The sequence below is a fragment of the Pantoea jilinensis genome (assembly GCF_019104105.1).
Lineage (GTDB): Bacteria > Pseudomonadota > Gammaproteobacteria > Enterobacterales > Enterobacteriaceae > Pantoea > Pantoea eucalypti.
This window is the reverse complement of sequence record NZ_CP077746.1, coordinates 3,384,764-3,399,659: the sequence shown is the minus strand read 5'-3', so window position 1 is coordinate 3,399,659 and position 14,896 is coordinate 3,384,764. Positions and strand designations below refer to the sequence as shown.

Below are 14,896 nucleotides of genomic sequence, written 5' to 3'. Positions count from 1 at the left end.
TCGTCACCTGTCAAAAAAGCCCCAGTTGCCCGGTAATAAGTGTAGCAAAGTCCCCTTCGACAAAGGGCAGAATCCCCTCCGCGACCGGTTGAAGTTGCTTCGTAACGTAGTGGTCGTAATCCAGCGGCGTACTGCGTGCCTCCAGTGGCTCGGGGCCTGCCGTGGCAATGACGTAACGAATCCGGCCTCCATTCTGATACTGCAATGGCCGGTTTAATTTACGATTCTGCTCATCCGCCAGCCTGGCGGCACGCACGTGCGGGGGCACGTTTCGTTCATATTCTTTTAACGGACGTCGCAGACGCTTTTTGTAGATCAGCTGATCGTCGAGTTCACCCGCCAGCAGCTGCGCGACGGTGGTGCGAATGTAATCCTGCCACGGCTCACGGTGGAAGATACGGTGGTAGAGCTGCTGCTGAAATGCTTTTGCCAGTGGCGTCCAGTCCGTTCGCACCGACTCCAGCCCCTTGAAAACCATGCGTTCACCGGCGGCGTCACGAATCAGTCCGGCATAGCGTTTCTTGCTGCCCTGTTCCGCGCCGCGAATGGTCGGCATCAGAAAACGACAAAAATGATTTTCATACTCCAGCTCGAGTGCGCTGGTCAGCCCGTGGGTCTGCTGCAGGTGGTCGCGCCACCAGGCATTCACTTTCTGCACCAGTTGCTGACCAATCGCGGCGGCCTGCTCTTCACTGTGGGCGGACTTCAGCCAGACAAAAGTGGAGTCGGTGTCGCCATAGATCACGTCATAGCCTTCCGCCTCGATCAGCGCGCGTGTCTGCTGCATGATGGCGTGACCGCGCAGGGTAATTGAGGAGGCGAGGCGCGGATCAAAGAAACGGCAGGCGCTGGTGCCCAGCACACCGTAAAAGGCATTCATGATAATCTTTAGCGCCTGAGACAGCGGCTGGTTTTTCTGCTTTTTCGCCGCTTCACGCCCCAGCCAGATCTGCTCGACGATCGCAGGCAGGCAGTGAGTGTGCCGGGAGAAACGCGCTTCGCGAAAACCTTCGATTGAATCGGCATCATCAGGATGAGCCAGTCCTTCTACCAGACCCACCGGGTCGATCAGGAAGGTGCGGATAATCGACGGATAGAGACTTTTATAATCCAGCACCAGCACCGAGTCATACAGACCAGGGCGCGAATCCATCACATAGCCGCCCGGACTGGCTTCCGGCGCCACATCACCCAGGTTCGGTGCGACAAATCCCGCGCGATGCATCCGGGGAATATAAAGATGACCAAAGGCGGCCACCGAACCGCCGTGGCGATCGACTGCCAGGCCATTCACCGCCGCGCGTTCCAGCAGAAACGGCATTATCGCCGTTTTATGAAAAATGCGCGTCACCAGCTCGCAGTCTTTGAGGTTGTAGCGTGCCAGCGCCGGTTTATCGTTGGCAAAACGCCAGTTGATCTCCTCCATGCGCTGCCAGGGATTATCGATTGCTTTACCTTCACCCAGCAGTTGTTGCGATACCGACTCCAGGCTGAATGAGGGAAAATCCCAGAACGCTGATTTCAGCGCGTCAATGCCATCAATAATCAACCGCCCGCTGGCCTGCGCAAAATAAACGCCGGGCTTAAAGCCATGTTCACGCCACTCCAGCGCGGCCTGCTGGCGACCAAGACGAAGTGGAATGCCGTAACGATCGGCATGCTTTTGCAACACCCGCAGGTCAAACTGCACCACGTTCCAGCCAATCAACACATCCGGATCGTGATCTGCAAACCACTGGTTCAGCGCTTCAAGCAGCTGTGGTCGGCTGTCGAGATAGATCAGCTCGAAATCCAGCGTGCTGGCATCACCGTTGGCCGGGCCGAGCATATAAACCTGACGCTGACCGCAGCCCTCCAGCCCGATGCAGTAGAGCTCGCCATGCTGTGTGGTTTCAATATCCAGCGAGACCCACTTCAGTGGCGGGCGATAGTCGGGATGGGGTTTGAGCCGCGCATTGACCACGCTATCACCGCGCTGCTCGCCCTCAAACCAGACCGGCGCGGTAATAAAACGCTCCATCAGGTAGCGCTCCGGCGGGCGAATATCCGCTTCATACACCGGAATGCCCTGTTCACGCAGCCGTTTTTCAATGCGCTGCAGCTGACGATGCTGCGGGCAGTAGAGGCCAAAAACCGGGCGGCGGCGGAAATCTTTCAGCGCCAGCGACTGAATCCGAAACTGACGTTCATCTTTGAGGAGCTCGCTGACCTGCGCCTGAAATTCTTCGGGAATAAACGCGACAGACTCCTGCACGGGCAGCACCACGCGCTGCGCACCGGCATCAGTGGCGAGCCAGAGGATAATTTCGGTGCCATGCGGGCTGTCGCGCCAGTGGCGGGTGAGCAGAAAACCTGCGCGGGGCATATTCAGATGTTCTCCGGACTCAGTATTTAAGGGGTGAGAAAACGGCTTAAGTATACCATGGATATTTATACAGTTCTCGTCACCGGTTTTGTCAACATTGTCCTACAATTCTTGCCTTGACGCTGTGTGGCTGGCTCTGGACAATCCAGCCTTCTGCTTTTACTTAGGATGATTATGGAAGCCTGGATTCAACAACTGATTACGCAGTCTCTGGAATGGGCTCTGTTTGCCGTTGCGCTGGTGACGTTTCTGGAGTCGCTGGCGCTGGTCGGCCTGTTGCTGCCAGGTACAGTGATGATGGCCAGCCTGGGCGCGCTGATCGGCAGTGGCGAGCTGGGCCTTTACCCGGCCTGGGCCGCGGGTTTTGCGGGCTGCCTGATTGGTGACTGGGTTTCTTACGGTATCGGCTGGAAATTCCAGGGGCCGCTGCACCGCTGGAAGTATCTGCAAAAGTACAAAGGCCTGCTGGATAAAACCGAGCACGCCCTGCATCAGCACAGCATGTTTACGATTCTGGTCGGGCGCTTTGTGGGACCTACGCGTCCGCTGATCCCGCTGGCGGCCGGTATGCTGGAGCTGCCGGTGCGTAAATTTCTGCCGCCGAACCTTATCGGCTGCATCCTCTGGCCACCGCTTTATCTGCTGCCTGGTATTCTGGCAGGCGTGGCGATCGATGTGCCGAAAGCCGCGCAGGGCGGCAGCTTTAAATGGCTGTTACTTGGCGCAGCACTGCTGATATGGCTCGGGGGCTGGTTATGCTGGCGCTGGTGGCGCAGTGGCAAGAGTCGTGACTGGGCGACTGCCTGGCTGCCGCCGGAGCGTTTGCGCTGGGCAGGTCCGCTGGGGCTGGTGATCGCCGTCGCAGCGTTTGTCGGCATTCAGTTCCATCCGATGATGCCGATTTTCCGTCATCTGCTGTGGCAGGTTTTCTTCGCGTAACGCTTAACGGCGCGGGATGCCGAGGACCTCGGCCTCCCGCGTGTCACCCGACAGCAGCTGTCGGGTCTCGCCATCCCAGTAAACCCGTCCATCCACAATCACTACGCTGCGCGGCGCAATCTGCCGGGCATCTTCCAGACTGTGCGACACCATCAGCAGTGTAATGCTGCGCGCTTCGCACACTGAACGCACCAGTTGCAGCATCTCGCCGCGCAACGCGGGATCCAGTGCAGAAAAAGGCTCATCCAGCAGCAGCACCGGACGATCACGCAGCAGACAGCGCGCCAGCGCCACACGCTGTCGCTGTCCGCCCGACAGCTCGCCCGGCAAACGGTTTAGCAGATCGCCTAATCCCACCTGATCGGCCAGTGCAGCCAGTTGCTGACGCTGCTCAGCGCTGAGTTTTAATCCCGGATGCAGCCCCAGCGCCATGTTCTGCTGTACGCTGAGGTGCGGAAACAGATTGTTCTCCTGAAACAGCATCGAAACCGGTCGTCTGGCTGGCACGCTGTGGGTGTGATCCTGCCCGTCAATCATCAGGGTGCCCTGTTTCACCGGCAGGAAACCGGCAATCAGGCTCAGCAGGGTGCTCTTCCCGGCTCCGCTGGGGCCGAGAATGGCGATGCGCTCGCCACGTGTGGCCTTGAGGCTGAAGCGCATCGGCAGATGCTGATAAAGGTAAGTGAGGTTATCAAGAGTCAGCATGGCGGCCTGGTAATTTTTCCATTAGCGTGAACAGCAATAAGCAGAGCAGCAGTAATAGCAGGGCGGTGACCGCGCCATCTGCGCCGCGATAGGCACCAATCTGCTGATAAAGGTAGAACGGCAGTGTGCGGAAGTCAGCGTTGCCAAACAGTGCCACCACGCCGAAATCACCAATCGACAGTACGCAGGCAAAGGCCAGCGCCTGGGCAAGCGGACGTTTCAGCGCCCGCAGCTCGATCAGCCGCAGCCGGTTCCAGCCGTGGATATCCAGCGAATCGCAGAGCCTGCCGTAACGCTCTGCGACATCCCGCATCGGGTTTTCCAGTACTTTCAGCGCATAGGGAATGGCGATCAGCGCATTGGTAAAGATCACCAGCCCTTCTGCCGAATCAGGCAGGCCAATAGTGGCATTGAACAGCAGGAAAAAGCCGGTGGCGAGCACAATGCCTGGCATCGCCAGAATCAGCATGCCGCTGGTGTCGATCAACTGTGCCGCCGCCGGACGCTGGCGCAGACGCAGTTCCCGACTGCTCCACAGCAGCATCATGGTCAGCACCACACAGATCAGACCGGCACCGATGGCGATACGCAATGACGTCAAGGTGGCCTGCCACAGTGCAGGCTGCGCCAGCGCGCCACGCAGTCCGCCGTGCAGACCATCGACGATGACCGCCGCCAGCGGGGGCAGCAGCAGCATCAGCGCCAGCAGAATCAGCAGCGCATCCATCAGCTGTGCTCCACGCGAATCCTGCGGATCACGCCAGCCGTTCAGCTGACTGGTTCCGGCGGGAATCGCCTTGCTGAAACGCTGGCTGAGCAGCACAAGCGTCAGACAGCAGCCGAGCTGGATGAGCGCCAGTAGCGCTGCGCGTCCGGGATCGTAGTCATAACTCAGCGCCTGGAAGATCGCCAGCTCAATGGTAGTGGCCTGCGGACCGCCGCCGAGTGACAGTACGGTGGCAAAGCTGGCGAAACAGAGCATGAAGATCAGCGCACCGGTCGGCAACAGCTGACGCCGCAGCCATGGCCACTCCAGCAGACGAAAATGATGCCAGCCGCGCAGGTCGAGCTGTGCCGCCAGCTGACGCTGTTCCGCCGGAATACTCTCCAGCGCCTGCAGCATCAGGCGGGTCGCCAGCGGCAGGTTAAAGAAGACGTGCGCCAGCAAGATGCCTGGCAGACCATACGGGGAGAAGTGATAACCCATCCCTGCCAGCTGGCACAACTGCGCCAGCCAGCCATTGCGACCATAGACGGTCAGCAGACCGAACACCGCGACCAGCACCGGCAGCACCAGCGTCATGGCGCACAGGCGCAGCAGCAACAGACGACCCGGAAAACGGCGTCGATAGAGCGCCCGCGCCAGCGGCACCGCAGGCAGCAGTGACAGCAGGGCGGAGAGCAGAGCCTGACCGAAAGAGAACGCGATAACGTGATGCAGGTAGTCATCCTGCAGCACGCTACGTAAGTCCGTGTCCGGTGCGGCGCTCCAGAGTGCACCGAACGCCATAAATGCCACGATGGTCAGCAATATCGTGGCGAGCGAACCGGGAATCAGCCAGCGCGGCATCAGCGGCTGACGGCGCGTTGCCACTGGCTAATCCAGCCTGAACGCTGGCTGGCCACCTCTTCCGGTGAGAACTGCAGAGCGGTGGAAGGCACGTTGAGCGCCGCGAAACCTGCTGGCAGCGGCGTATCAATCACCGGATACATCCAGTTGCCGGTGGGGATGGTGCGCTGGAAGTCAGGTGAGACCATAAACTTCATAAACTGCTGTGCCAGCGCCGGCTGTTTGCTGCTGGCTAGCTGCGCGGCAACTTCGACCTGCAGATAATGACCCTCTGCAAAGGGTGCAGCGGCGTAATTCTCTTTCTTCTCTTCGATGATGTGGTAAGCCGGAGAGGTGGTGTAGCTCAGCACCAGATCGCCTTCGCCCTTGAGGAACAGGCCATAGGCTTCACTCCAGCCTTTGGTGACCGTCACGGTTTTCTGCGCCAGCTTTTGCCACGCCTGCGGAGCCTGATCGCCATAGACTTTCTGCATCCAGAGCAGCAGACCTAAGCCGGGCGTGCTGGTTCGGGGATCTTCGTAGATCACCCGCCACTTCTCCGGGCTGTCGACCAGCTCTTTCAGGCTTTTTGGCGGATTTTTCAGCCGGGTTTTGTCATAGACAAACGCGAAGTAGCCATAATCGAACGGCACGAAGGTGGTGTTGTGCCAGCCATCGGGCAGTTTTAATGTCGATGTGTCGACCTGACTTTCGGCAAACAGACCTGTTTTCTGCGCGGCCTGCACCAGATTGTTATCCAGCCCCAGCACCACATCGGCTTTACTGTTTTTGCCTTCCATCCGCACGCGGTTCAGCAGCGACACGCCATCTTCCAGCGTGACGAATTTCAGCTCGCAGTCGCACTGTGCTTCAAAGGCTTTTTTAACCGCCGGGCCAGGGCCCCAGTCGGCGGAGAAGGAGTCGTAGGTGTAGACCGTGAGAACCGGCTTAGCCGCCAGAACGGGGGCGGAGAGTAACAGCAGCACCGGCAGAACTTTGTTTAACACTTTGCGCTCCTTCAGGAGAATAGGGGATGAGTCGCAAAGGATCTGAGCACAGAGGCCTCTCAAATCCCTACGTCGGTATTAACCGAATCAGGTTCGACGGGTCTCTCTCAGCGGCTTGCTTGTGGCAGGCCGCACCCCGTTGAGAACGTCACATTCTAGTCATTTCAGCGCCGGGGCGAAAGCGTCACAGCGCGGGTGGGGCGAACCAGGCCGATTTAAAATCAAACCAGCCCAGCGTATTCATCCGGACGCCGCGCATACTGCGCTGCCCTTCAAGCAACAGCCAGTGATGAAACAGCGGATGCAGGCCGGCTTCGTCGACCAGCTGTTTGCTCCATTCGGCCAGCGGCAGCGCTTTCTCGCGCCAGCGGGCCGCATCGCCGTGCCAGTCGATAGCAAGGCAGTGATGCAGCAGCGGGATCTCATAAAGCTGTGCGAACAGCGAATAATTCAGCGGCAGGGTAAAGTTCACGCTTCCCAACCAGATATCACTCTCCGTTTCGCCCTGATACCAGCTTTCGTAGCTGATCTCACGGGTCTCCAGCGTGACGCCATGCTCTGCCAGCAGCGGACGTAGCGCATTCGCGATGCCTTCATGCTCCACGTGCTGGCTGTACCAGGTCAGCGTCAGATGGGTTAAGTCGGGCGGTTTTTCTACTGGCGTCAGGTCACGGCGATGATGCCAGCGTGGCAGCAGACCATACGCCGGAAACCAGTAGCGCTGATAGCCGACACCAGCGTGATTGAGCAGGGCGATGGGGTTAAACAGGTAGCTGACCCAGCGCCGGACCGCTTCGTTTCGACCCTGCTCTGAACGCTGGTCGAACAAAAGATAGTAGCAGCCTTCTTCAAGGCGGCTCTCCTCCTGAACTTCATCGGTGCTGTCGCCCTGCAGACGGACACCCGCATAGACCAGCTCATCGCTGATGTCGGGCAGTACCCAGATAGAGACATCATCAATCAGCGCGCGAAAACCGAAGTAGTCATCAAACGCTTCGATCTTCAGCTGGCTCTCCTGATTGCGGATCACCCGGTAAGGACCGGTGCCAACTGGCTGGCGAGCAAAGTCGTGCAGCGTCGGCCATTCGCGCGGCAGGATCATCGCACTGACGCTGCCCAGCAGCCAGGGCAAGCCCTCGTCGGGCTGGCTTAAACGGATATCCAGCGTCCAGGGGGCAGGTGAGTCGATTTGCGCAATATGGGAAAAGAGCGGATGGGGGCGCTGACGCTCCAGCGTGGCGAGCACATCCTCCATCTCCAGTTCTCTGCCGTGATGGAAGCGAATCGCCGGACGCAGGAAGAAGCGCCAGTGAAGTGGAGACGTCTGCTGCCAGTGGTGCGCAATATCGGGTTCGATTTCCCCGTTTTCCTCATTTATCCGCGTCAGACCGTTGAAAATCTGTCGGGCAATGTGGGTTTCCGAGCGCCGCAGCGGCGAGCCGGGCAAAAGGTTGAGCAGCGGACGATAGTAGAGCACCCGCAGGATATGCTTGCCCTGCCGGAAACTGCGCCCCAGGTGCGCGCTGATCATCTGCCGCACCTGGTTTTTATCGCCTACCAGCTGGACCAGCTGATCGATGCGATCCTGTTCCAGCAAATCCTCGGCACGCTGCTGCTGCAGGGCCAGGCCCGTGTAGCAGAAGATAAGCTGCGATCGCTTGCCGCGTCCGGCTTCAGCCTGCCAGGTCAGCCAGCCTGCGGCCTGCATCCGGTTGAGCAGATTGCGCATATGGCGGCGCGAGCAGTGCAGCAGATCAGCCAGTTCGCTGAGCGTAATCTCCTGCGTCTGGCCCTGACAGCTCTGCCACAGGCGGATGAACTGCTGCTTCAGACGTGATGAGGACATAAAAGGGGAACTCCCTGTGAAAAGCGCTCTGTTTTTCCTGCCCCATTTTAAGAGCAAACTTTACGCTATGGGAAGAGCGGGAGGCATTCAGCAGTGAATGGCGTTCGACCCTCACTTCGCTGTTCAGCGGAGTGCTTTTCTGAGTAGGGTGCATTTACACCGCCAGCAGATGATCTCTGCTGGCTTTTTTCATGTTGCGCGGTATCGTCTACCCTTCTTTTTTCCCCTCTGTTTGTTCTGTAAGGGATTTCGAATGAAATCGCTGTTATCGCGGCAGCGCCGCATCAACCCGGTTTACCTCGCTTTTATGGTCGCCTCGTTCATGCTGGGCATCGCGGGTGCTCTGCAGGCACCGACGCTCAGCCTGTTTCTGACGCGCGAGGTACAGGCGCGGCCCTTCTGGGTCGGGCTGTTTTTCACCATTAATGCGGTGGCCGGTATCGTAGTGAGTATGCTGGTGGCAAAGCGCTCAGACAGCGTCGGCGATCGTCGTCATATCATTCTTTTCTGCTGCCTGATGGCGCTGGTGAATGCGCTACTGTTTGCCTTTACCCGCGACTATCTGACTCTGATGACACTGGGTGTACTGCTGTCAGCGCTGGCCAGTGTTTCTATGCCGCAGCTGTTTGCGCTGGCACGAGAGTATGCCGATCAGTCGGCGCGTGAAGCAGTGATGTTCAGTTCTGTGATGCGTGCGCAGCTGTCGCTGGCGTGGGTGATTGGGCCGCCGTTATCGTTCGCGCTGGCGCTGAACTACGGCTTTGTGACGCTGTTTATGGTGGCCGCGGTGCTGTTTCTGCTGTGTATTCTTCTGGTCTGGTTTACCCTGCCGTCGGTGCCACGTTCGCAGCCACTGATGCAAAGCGGCGGGCTGCCGTTGAGCGGCTGGCGCGATCGCGATGTGCGTTTGCTGTTCCTCGCCTCGGTGGCGATGTGGACCTGCAACACGATGTATATCATTGATATGCCGCTCTATATCAGCACAACGCTGGGTCTGCCGGAGAAACTGGCCGGTCTGCTGATGGGAACGGCGGCCGGGCTGGAAATCCCGGTGATGCTGCTGGCGGGCCATTACGCGCGTCGCATCGGCAAGCGGCGGTTAATGCTGATCGCGGTGGCTGCGGGCGTCCTGTTTTATCTGGGGCTGGTGCTGTTCAACTCCCGCACCTCGCTGATGGTGTTACAGCTGTTTAATGCGGTGTTTGTCGGGATTATTGCTGGCATAGGGATGCTGTGGTTCCAGGATCTGATGCCAGGACGACCCGGTGCGGCGACCACCATGTTCACCAATTCGATCTCAACGGGCATGATTCTGGCTGGGGTGATTCAGGGAACACTGAGTGAGCGGCTTGGGCATGAGGCGGTTTACTGGCTGGCATTCGGGCTGGCGATAGCGGCGCTGGTGATGTCGGCGCGGGTGCGCGACGTATAAAGAAGAAGGGCGACGGGATGTCGCCCTGCTTTAACGCAATCAGCGCAGGAAGGCGGGCTGATTCTGCTCATACTGCGAAATCGACGCTTCATGCTGCAGCGTCAGGCCGATGCTGTCGAGGCCATTAATCATGCAGTGGCGACGGAAGCTATCGAGTTCAAACGAATAGACTTTGTCGCCTGCCGTCACCGTCTGTGCTTCCAGATCGACTGTGAAGCTGATGCCTGGCTGGGCTGCAACCAGTCTGAACAGCTCATCCACTTCCTCTTCGCTTAATTTCACCGGCAGCAGCTGGTTATTGAAGCTGTTGCCATAAAAGATATCCGCGAAGCTCGGCGCAATCACCACGTGAAAACCGAAATCGGTCAATGCCCAGGGGGCATGCTCACGTGAGGAGCCGCAGCCAAAGTTCTCGCGTGCCAGCAGAATGCTGGTGCCTTTGAACTCCGGCTTGTTCAGCACAAAACCGGGCGTCGGCACCGTACCGGCGTCATCTTCAAAGCGCCAGTCATGGAACAGGTGCTGACCGAAACCGGTGCGGGTTACCTTCTGCAAAAACTGCTTAGGAATGATTGCGTCCGTGTCGACGTTTGCGGCATCCAGCGGCGCAACAATACCGGTATGCTGAGTAAATTTATTCGCCATGACTTAAGCTCCTGTCGTCAGTTCACGGATGTCGGCAAAGTGGCCGGTCACGGCAGCCGCCGCGGCCATCGCCGGGCTGACCAGATGGGTACGTCCACCACGGCCCTGACGGCCTTCAAAGTTACGGTTGCTGGTCGATGCGCAACGCTCGCCCGGATTCAGACGATCATTGTTCATCGCCAGACACATTGAGCAGCCTGGCAGACGCCATTCAAAGCCCGCTTCCAGGAAGATTTTATCCAGACCTTCCGCTTCAGCCTGCGCTTTTACCGGGCCGGAACCTGGCACCACCATGGCAACCACGCCAGGCGCGACTTTACGGCCTTTAGCAATGGCGGCGGCGGCACGCAGATCTTCAATGCGTGAGTTGGTGCAGGAGCCGATAAACACTTTATCAATCGCAACATCGGTCAGTCTGATGCCCGGTTGCAGGTTCATGTAGGCCAGCGCTTTTTCCGCTGAGGCGCGCTCAACCGGATCGGCGAACGAGGCCGGATTCGGGATCACCTGATCAACGGCAATCACCTGACCCGGGTTGGTGCCCCAGGTGACCTGCGGTGCGATCTCTTCGGCATGCAGCGTGACCACCGCATCATACTTCGCGCCTGCGTCAGACTTCAGGGTGCGCCAGTATTCCACTGCCTGCTCCCATTTCTCACCCTGAGGCGAGAACTGACGACCTTTCAGATAGTTGAAAGTGGTCTCATCCGGTGCCACCAGGCCCGCTTTTGCCCCCATCTCAATCGCCATATTGCACAGCGTCATACGACCTTCCATGCTCAGCGCCTGAATCGCAGGGCCGCAGAACTCCACGACATAGCCGGTGCCGCCTGCGCTGCCGGTTTTACCGATGATCGCCAGCACGATATCTTTTGCTGTAATGCCGGTGGATGCCTGGCCCAGCACTTCAATCTTCATGGTTTTCGCCCGACCCTGTTTCAGGGTCTGCGTTGCAAACACATGTTCCACCTCAGAGGTGCCGATACCAAAGGCCAGCGAGCCAAAGGCGCCGTGCGTCGCCGTGTGCGAGTCGCCGCAGACAATGGTCATTCCCGGCAGCGTCATACCCTGCTCAGGGCCGATAACGTGGACGATGCCCTGGAACGGGTGATTCAGGTCATAGAGCTGTACGCCAAACTCTGCGCAGTTCTTCATCAGCTCCTGCATCTGAATACGCGCCATCTCGCCTGACGCATTAATGTCTTTGGTCTGCGTGGAGACGTTGTGATCCATGGTGGCAAAGGTTTTGCCCGGCTGACGGACTTTACGTCCGTGCGCACGCAGACCATCAAAGGCCTGGGGCGAGGTCACTTCATGGATCAGATGGCGATCAATGTAGAGTAATGGGGTTTCTTCTGGCGTTTCATGGACGACATGTGCATCAAATAACTTCTGGTATAAGGTTTTCATTTTTTTATTTTTCCTCGGCGATAAAGCGGGCAATGATGCTGCCCATCTCATCTGTGCTGACCGCTGGGCCATCACCGGCTAAATCTTTGGTGCGGTAGCCCTGTTCCAGTGCACGACTGATGGCGCGTTCGATACTGTCGGCTGCCGCATCGGCATTCAGGCTGTAACGCAGCAGCAATGACAGCGACAGAATCTGGGCGACCGGGTTAGCAATATTCTGACCGGCGATATCCTGCGCTGACCCCCCCGCCGGTTCGAACAGGCCAAAGCCCGCTTCATTCAGGCTGGCTGACGGCAGCATACCCATCGAGCCGGTGATCATGGCGCACTCATCAGACAGAATGTCACCAAACAGGTTGGAGCAGAGCAGCACGTCAAACTGCGACGGGTCTTTGATCAATTGCATGGTCGCGTTGTCGATGTAGATGTGGCTCAGTTGCACGTCCGGGTACTCTTTAGCCACTTCGTTGACGATTTCGCGCCACATCACCGAGGTCTGCAGCACGTTAGCTTTATCAACCGAGGTGACTTTGTTGCGACGTTTGCGCGCCGATTCAAACGCGATACGGGCAATGCGCTCGATTTCGAAACGGTGATAGACCTCGGTATCAAAAGCACGTTCTTCCGGGCCGCTGCCTTCACGTCCTTTTGGCTGACCAAAATAGATGCCGCCAGTCAGTTCACGCACGCACAGAATGTCGAAGCCTTTAGCTGCGATGTCGGCGCGCAACGGGCAAAATGCTTCCAGACCGCTGTAGAGCGCCGCCGGACGCAGGTTACTGAACAGCTTAAAATGTTTGCGCAGCGGCAGTAGCGCACCGCGCTCCGGCTGTGATGCGGGCGGTAAGTGCTCCCACTTCGGACCGCCAACGGAACCAAACAGGATCGCGTCGGCCTGCTCGCAGCCTGCAACCGTTGCCGGTGGCAGAGGCTCTCCATGCTGATCGATAGCGATGCCGCCGACCGCATATTCCTGAGTAGTGATCTGCATATCAAAGCGCTGACGAATGGCATCAAGCACCTTCATCGCCTGCGCCATCACTTCCGGGCCGATACCATCACCGGGTAAAACTGCGATATGAGATGAACTGGACATGGTTATACGGTTTCCTTCTGGTCTTTAAATTTGCGCTGCAATTCTTGTTCAACCTGACGGGCACGCCAGATATTGTTCAGGGCGTTGACCATCGCTTTAGCGGAGGACTCCACAATATCGGTCGCCAGACCAATTCCGTGGAATTTGCGGCCGTTGTAGCTTACGACAATATCGACCTGGCCCAGCGCATTCTCGCCGTGGCCTTTAGCGGTCAGTTTGTAGTTAACCAGCTCAGCGTCAAACTGGGTAATGCGGTTAATCGCCTGGTAAACCGCGTCAACCGGGCCGTTACCGGTAGCCGCATCAGATTTAGCAACATCGCCGCAACCCAGATTAACCGAGGCTGTGGCAGTCATGCTGGAACCGGTCTGGACGTTAAATTCGTGCAGCTGGAAATGCTCCGGCTCTTCATTCTGTTTGTTGATGAAGGCCAGCGCTTCCAGGTCGTAATCGAAAACCTGCCCCTTTTTGTCGGCCAGCTTCAGGAAAGCGTCATACAGCGTATCCAGATTGTAATCCTGCTCGGCATAGCCCATCTCTTCCATACGATGTTTTACCGCCGCACGGCCGGAACGAGAAGTCAGATTGAGCTGAATTTTATGTAAGCCGATCGATTCCGGTGTCAGGATTTCGTAGTTCTCGCGATTCTTCAGCACGCCATCCTGATGAATACCGGAAGAGTGGGCGAAAGCATTGGAGCCGACCACGGCTTTATTCGCTGGGATCGGCATGTTGCAGATCTGGCTGACCATCTGGCTGGTACGGTAAATTTCCTGATGATTGATATTGGTGTGTACGTTCATGATCTGCTGGCGGGTTTTAATCGCCATGATCACCTCTTCCAGCGCACAGTTACCAGCACGTTCTCCCAGGCCATTCATCGTTCCCTCAACCTGACGCGCGCCTGCCTGGACAGCAGCCAGGGCATTACCGGATGCCATACCCAGGTCATCGTGGGTATGCACAGAGATAATCGCTTTATCGATGTTAGGAACGCGGTTCATCAGTTCACTGATAATGTGCGCATATTCGCCTGGCAGGGTGTAACCAACGGTATCCGGGATGTTGATGGTGGTCGCACCGGCGTTAATCGTGGCTTCCACCATACGGCACAGGTCATCAATCGGGGTACGGCCGCCATCTTCACAGGAGAACTCAACGTCACTGGTGTAGTTACGCGCACGCTTCACCATATGTACCGCACGCTCAATCACTTCTGGCAGCGTGCTGCGCAGTTTGGTTGCGATGTGCATTGGGGAAGTGGCGATGAAGGTATGAATACGGAAGGCTTCGGCAACACGCAGTGACTCATAAGCTGCGTCGATATCTTTTTCTACACAGCGCGCCAGTCCGCAGACGCGGCTGTTTTTGATGGTACGCGCAATGGTCTGAACAGACTCAAAGTCGCCCGGTGAGGAGACCGGGAAACCGACTTCCATTACATCCACGCCCATGCGCTCCAGCGCTAACGCAATCTGCAATTTTTCTTTCACACTCAGGCTGGCCTGTAATGCCTGCTCACCGTCGCGCAGAGTGGTATCGAAAATAATGACTTGCTGGCTCATCGTATTCATCCTTATGCTTTTTCTGGCCTGGCAACGAGCATAAAAAAACCCGCGACAGGCGCGGGTTTTTAACTTTCAGCAGGTTTGAATCAGTGTTTGATTCCGCCCACAAGTCTACCGCGCAAGCTGAGTGCGTTTAGTAGTAGACCGAGAAGGCGAACAGAACGAAACATGGATTCAAACCTTATAAAATGTTGTGCTGTACATATTGGTACTGGAATCATTCAGGGATGTCAACCTTCAATGCAGAGGTATTCTCCTGGGCGCCAGAGGAAGATATTCTGTTATTTATCGGTCAGGCAGCGTAATGAACAGCGCGACCCTCACTGTGGACGCA

At 57.5% G+C, this 14,896-nt stretch carries 12 protein-coding genes and 1 riboswitch; of the genes, 2 read left to right on the top strand and 10 right to left on the bottom strand.

Annotated features, from left to right (window positions below):
* Positions 1-10: 10 nt before the first annotated feature.
* Positions 11-2,371, bottom strand: a complete 2,361-nt coding sequence (polB, locus tag KTJ90_RS16065; protein WP_085980562.1) for a DNA polymerase II — start codon at positions 2,369-2,371, stop codon at positions 11-13.
* Positions 2,372-2,539: 168 nt separating this feature from the next.
* Between polB and KTJ90_RS16060 the strand changes: the two genes are divergently transcribed.
* Positions 2,540-3,304 (top strand): DedA family protein, encoded by a 765-nt coding sequence (locus tag KTJ90_RS16060; RefSeq protein WP_003854790.1) that lies wholly within the window; start codon positions 2,540-2,542, stop codon positions 3,302-3,304.
* Between the two features lie 3 nt (positions 3,305-3,307).
* Here KTJ90_RS16060 and thiQ read toward each other — a convergent pair whose 3' ends face one another.
* The 4 genes from thiQ to sgrR form a co-directional block, all read right to left on the bottom strand.
* The gene (gene thiQ, locus KTJ90_RS16055; RefSeq protein WP_008925566.1) at positions 3,308-4,009 is read right to left on the bottom strand and encodes a thiamine ABC transporter ATP-binding protein ThiQ; all 702 of its coding nucleotides are present in this window, start codon (positions 4,007-4,009) and stop codon (positions 3,308-3,310) included.
* Positions 3,996-5,603 carry a thiamine/thiamine pyrophosphate ABC transporter permease ThiP gene (gene thiP / locus KTJ90_RS16050; RefSeq protein ID WP_499025412.1) on the bottom strand — a complete coding sequence of 536 codons (1,608 nt, stop codon included), beginning with the start codon at positions 5,601-5,603 and terminating at the stop codon, positions 3,996-3,998. Before thiP ends, thiQ begins: the two co-directional genes overlap by 14 nt.
* Complete coding sequence (gene thiB / locus KTJ90_RS16045) at positions 5,579-6,565, bottom strand: thiamine ABC transporter substrate binding subunit (protein ID WP_283543817.1); 987 nt, start codon at positions 6,563-6,565, stop codon at positions 5,579-5,581. The genes thiP and thiB overlap by 25 nt, the downstream gene beginning before the upstream one ends.
* A 46-nt stretch (positions 6,566-6,611) precedes the next feature.
* Positions 6,612-6,714: riboswitch (TPP riboswitch) on the bottom strand.
* A 35-nt stretch (positions 6,715-6,749) separates the two neighbouring features.
* A complete protein-coding gene (gene sgrR, locus KTJ90_RS16040; RefSeq protein WP_283543816.1) occupies positions 6,750-8,411 on the bottom strand; it encodes an HTH-type transcriptional regulator SgrR in 1,662 nt (553 codons plus the stop codon).
* Between the two features lie 253 nt (positions 8,412-8,664).
* Between sgrR and KTJ90_RS16035 the strand changes: the two genes are divergently transcribed.
* Positions 8,665-9,843: an MFS transporter gene (locus tag KTJ90_RS16035; protein WP_499025407.1), complete on the top strand. Its 1,179-nt coding sequence runs from the start codon at positions 8,665-8,667 to the stop codon at positions 9,841-9,843.
* 39 nt (positions 9,844-9,882) lie between these two features.
* On the opposite strand, the gene leuD is transcribed toward KTJ90_RS16035, so the two are convergent.
* The 5 genes from leuD to leuL all read right to left on the bottom strand — a co-directional run bounded on the left by leuD (position 9,883) and on the right by leuL (position 14,732).
* Positions 9,883-10,488 carry a 3-isopropylmalate dehydratase small subunit gene (gene leuD / locus KTJ90_RS16030; protein ID WP_008925570.1) on the bottom strand — a complete coding sequence of 202 codons (606 nt, stop codon included), beginning with the start codon at positions 10,486-10,488 and terminating at the stop codon, positions 9,883-9,885.
* Positions 10,489-10,491: 3 nt separating this feature from the next.
* A complete protein-coding gene (leuC, locus tag KTJ90_RS16025; RefSeq protein ID WP_105099551.1) occupies positions 10,492-11,898 on the bottom strand; it encodes a 3-isopropylmalate dehydratase large subunit in 1,407 nt (468 codons plus the stop codon).
* A gap of 4 nt (positions 11,899-11,902) precedes the next feature.
* Positions 11,903-12,994 (bottom strand): 3-isopropylmalate dehydrogenase, encoded by a 1,092-nt coding sequence (gene leuB, locus KTJ90_RS16020; protein WP_499025405.1) that lies wholly within the window; start codon positions 12,992-12,994, stop codon positions 11,903-11,905.
* Positions 12,995-12,996: 2 nt separating this feature from the next.
* Positions 12,997-14,559, bottom strand: a complete 1,563-nt coding sequence (leuA, locus tag KTJ90_RS16015; RefSeq protein ID WP_003854773.1) for a 2-isopropylmalate synthase — start codon at positions 14,557-14,559, stop codon at positions 12,997-12,999.
* A gap of 89 nt (positions 14,560-14,648) precedes the next feature.
* On the bottom strand, positions 14,649-14,732 hold the full coding sequence (leuL, locus tag KTJ90_RS16010) for a leu operon leader peptide (RefSeq protein WP_099257765.1): 84 nt from the start codon (positions 14,730-14,732) through the stop codon (positions 14,649-14,651).
* Positions 14,733-14,896: the final 164 nt, after the last annotated feature.

Excerpts from the sequence above, each read along its gene's own strand:
- KTJ90_RS16060 (WP_003854790.1), top strand. The coding sequence starts at position 2,540 with ATGGAAGCCTGGATTCAACAACTGATTACGCAGTCTCTGGAATGGGCT.
- leuD (WP_008925570.1), bottom strand. The coding sequence starts at position 10,488 with ATGGCGAATAAATTTACTCAGCATACCGGTATTGTTGCGCCGCTGGAT.
- leuL (WP_099257765.1), bottom strand. The coding sequence starts at position 14,732 with ATGTTTCGTTCTGTTCGCCTTCTCGGTCTACTACTAAACGCACTCAGC.
- sgrR (WP_283543816.1), bottom strand. The coding sequence starts at position 8,411 with ATGTCCTCATCACGTCTGAAGCAGCAGTTCATCCGCCTGTGGCAGAGC.
- thiQ (WP_008925566.1), bottom strand. The coding sequence starts at position 4,009 with ATGCTGACTCTTGATAACCTCACTTACCTTTATCAGCATCTGCCGATG.
- KTJ90_RS16035 (WP_499025407.1), top strand. The coding sequence starts at position 8,665 with ATGAAATCGCTGTTATCGCGGCAGCGCCGCATCAACCCGGTTTACCTC.
- leuB (WP_499025405.1), bottom strand. The coding sequence starts at position 12,994 with ATGTCCAGTTCATCTCATATCGCAGTTTTACCCGGTGATGGTATCGGC.
- leuA (WP_003854773.1), bottom strand. The coding sequence starts at position 14,559 with ATGAGCCAGCAAGTCATTATTTTCGATACCACTCTGCGCGACGGTGAG.
- leuC (WP_105099551.1), bottom strand. The coding sequence starts at position 11,898 with ATGAAAACCTTATACCAGAAGTTATTTGATGCACATGTCGTCCATGAA.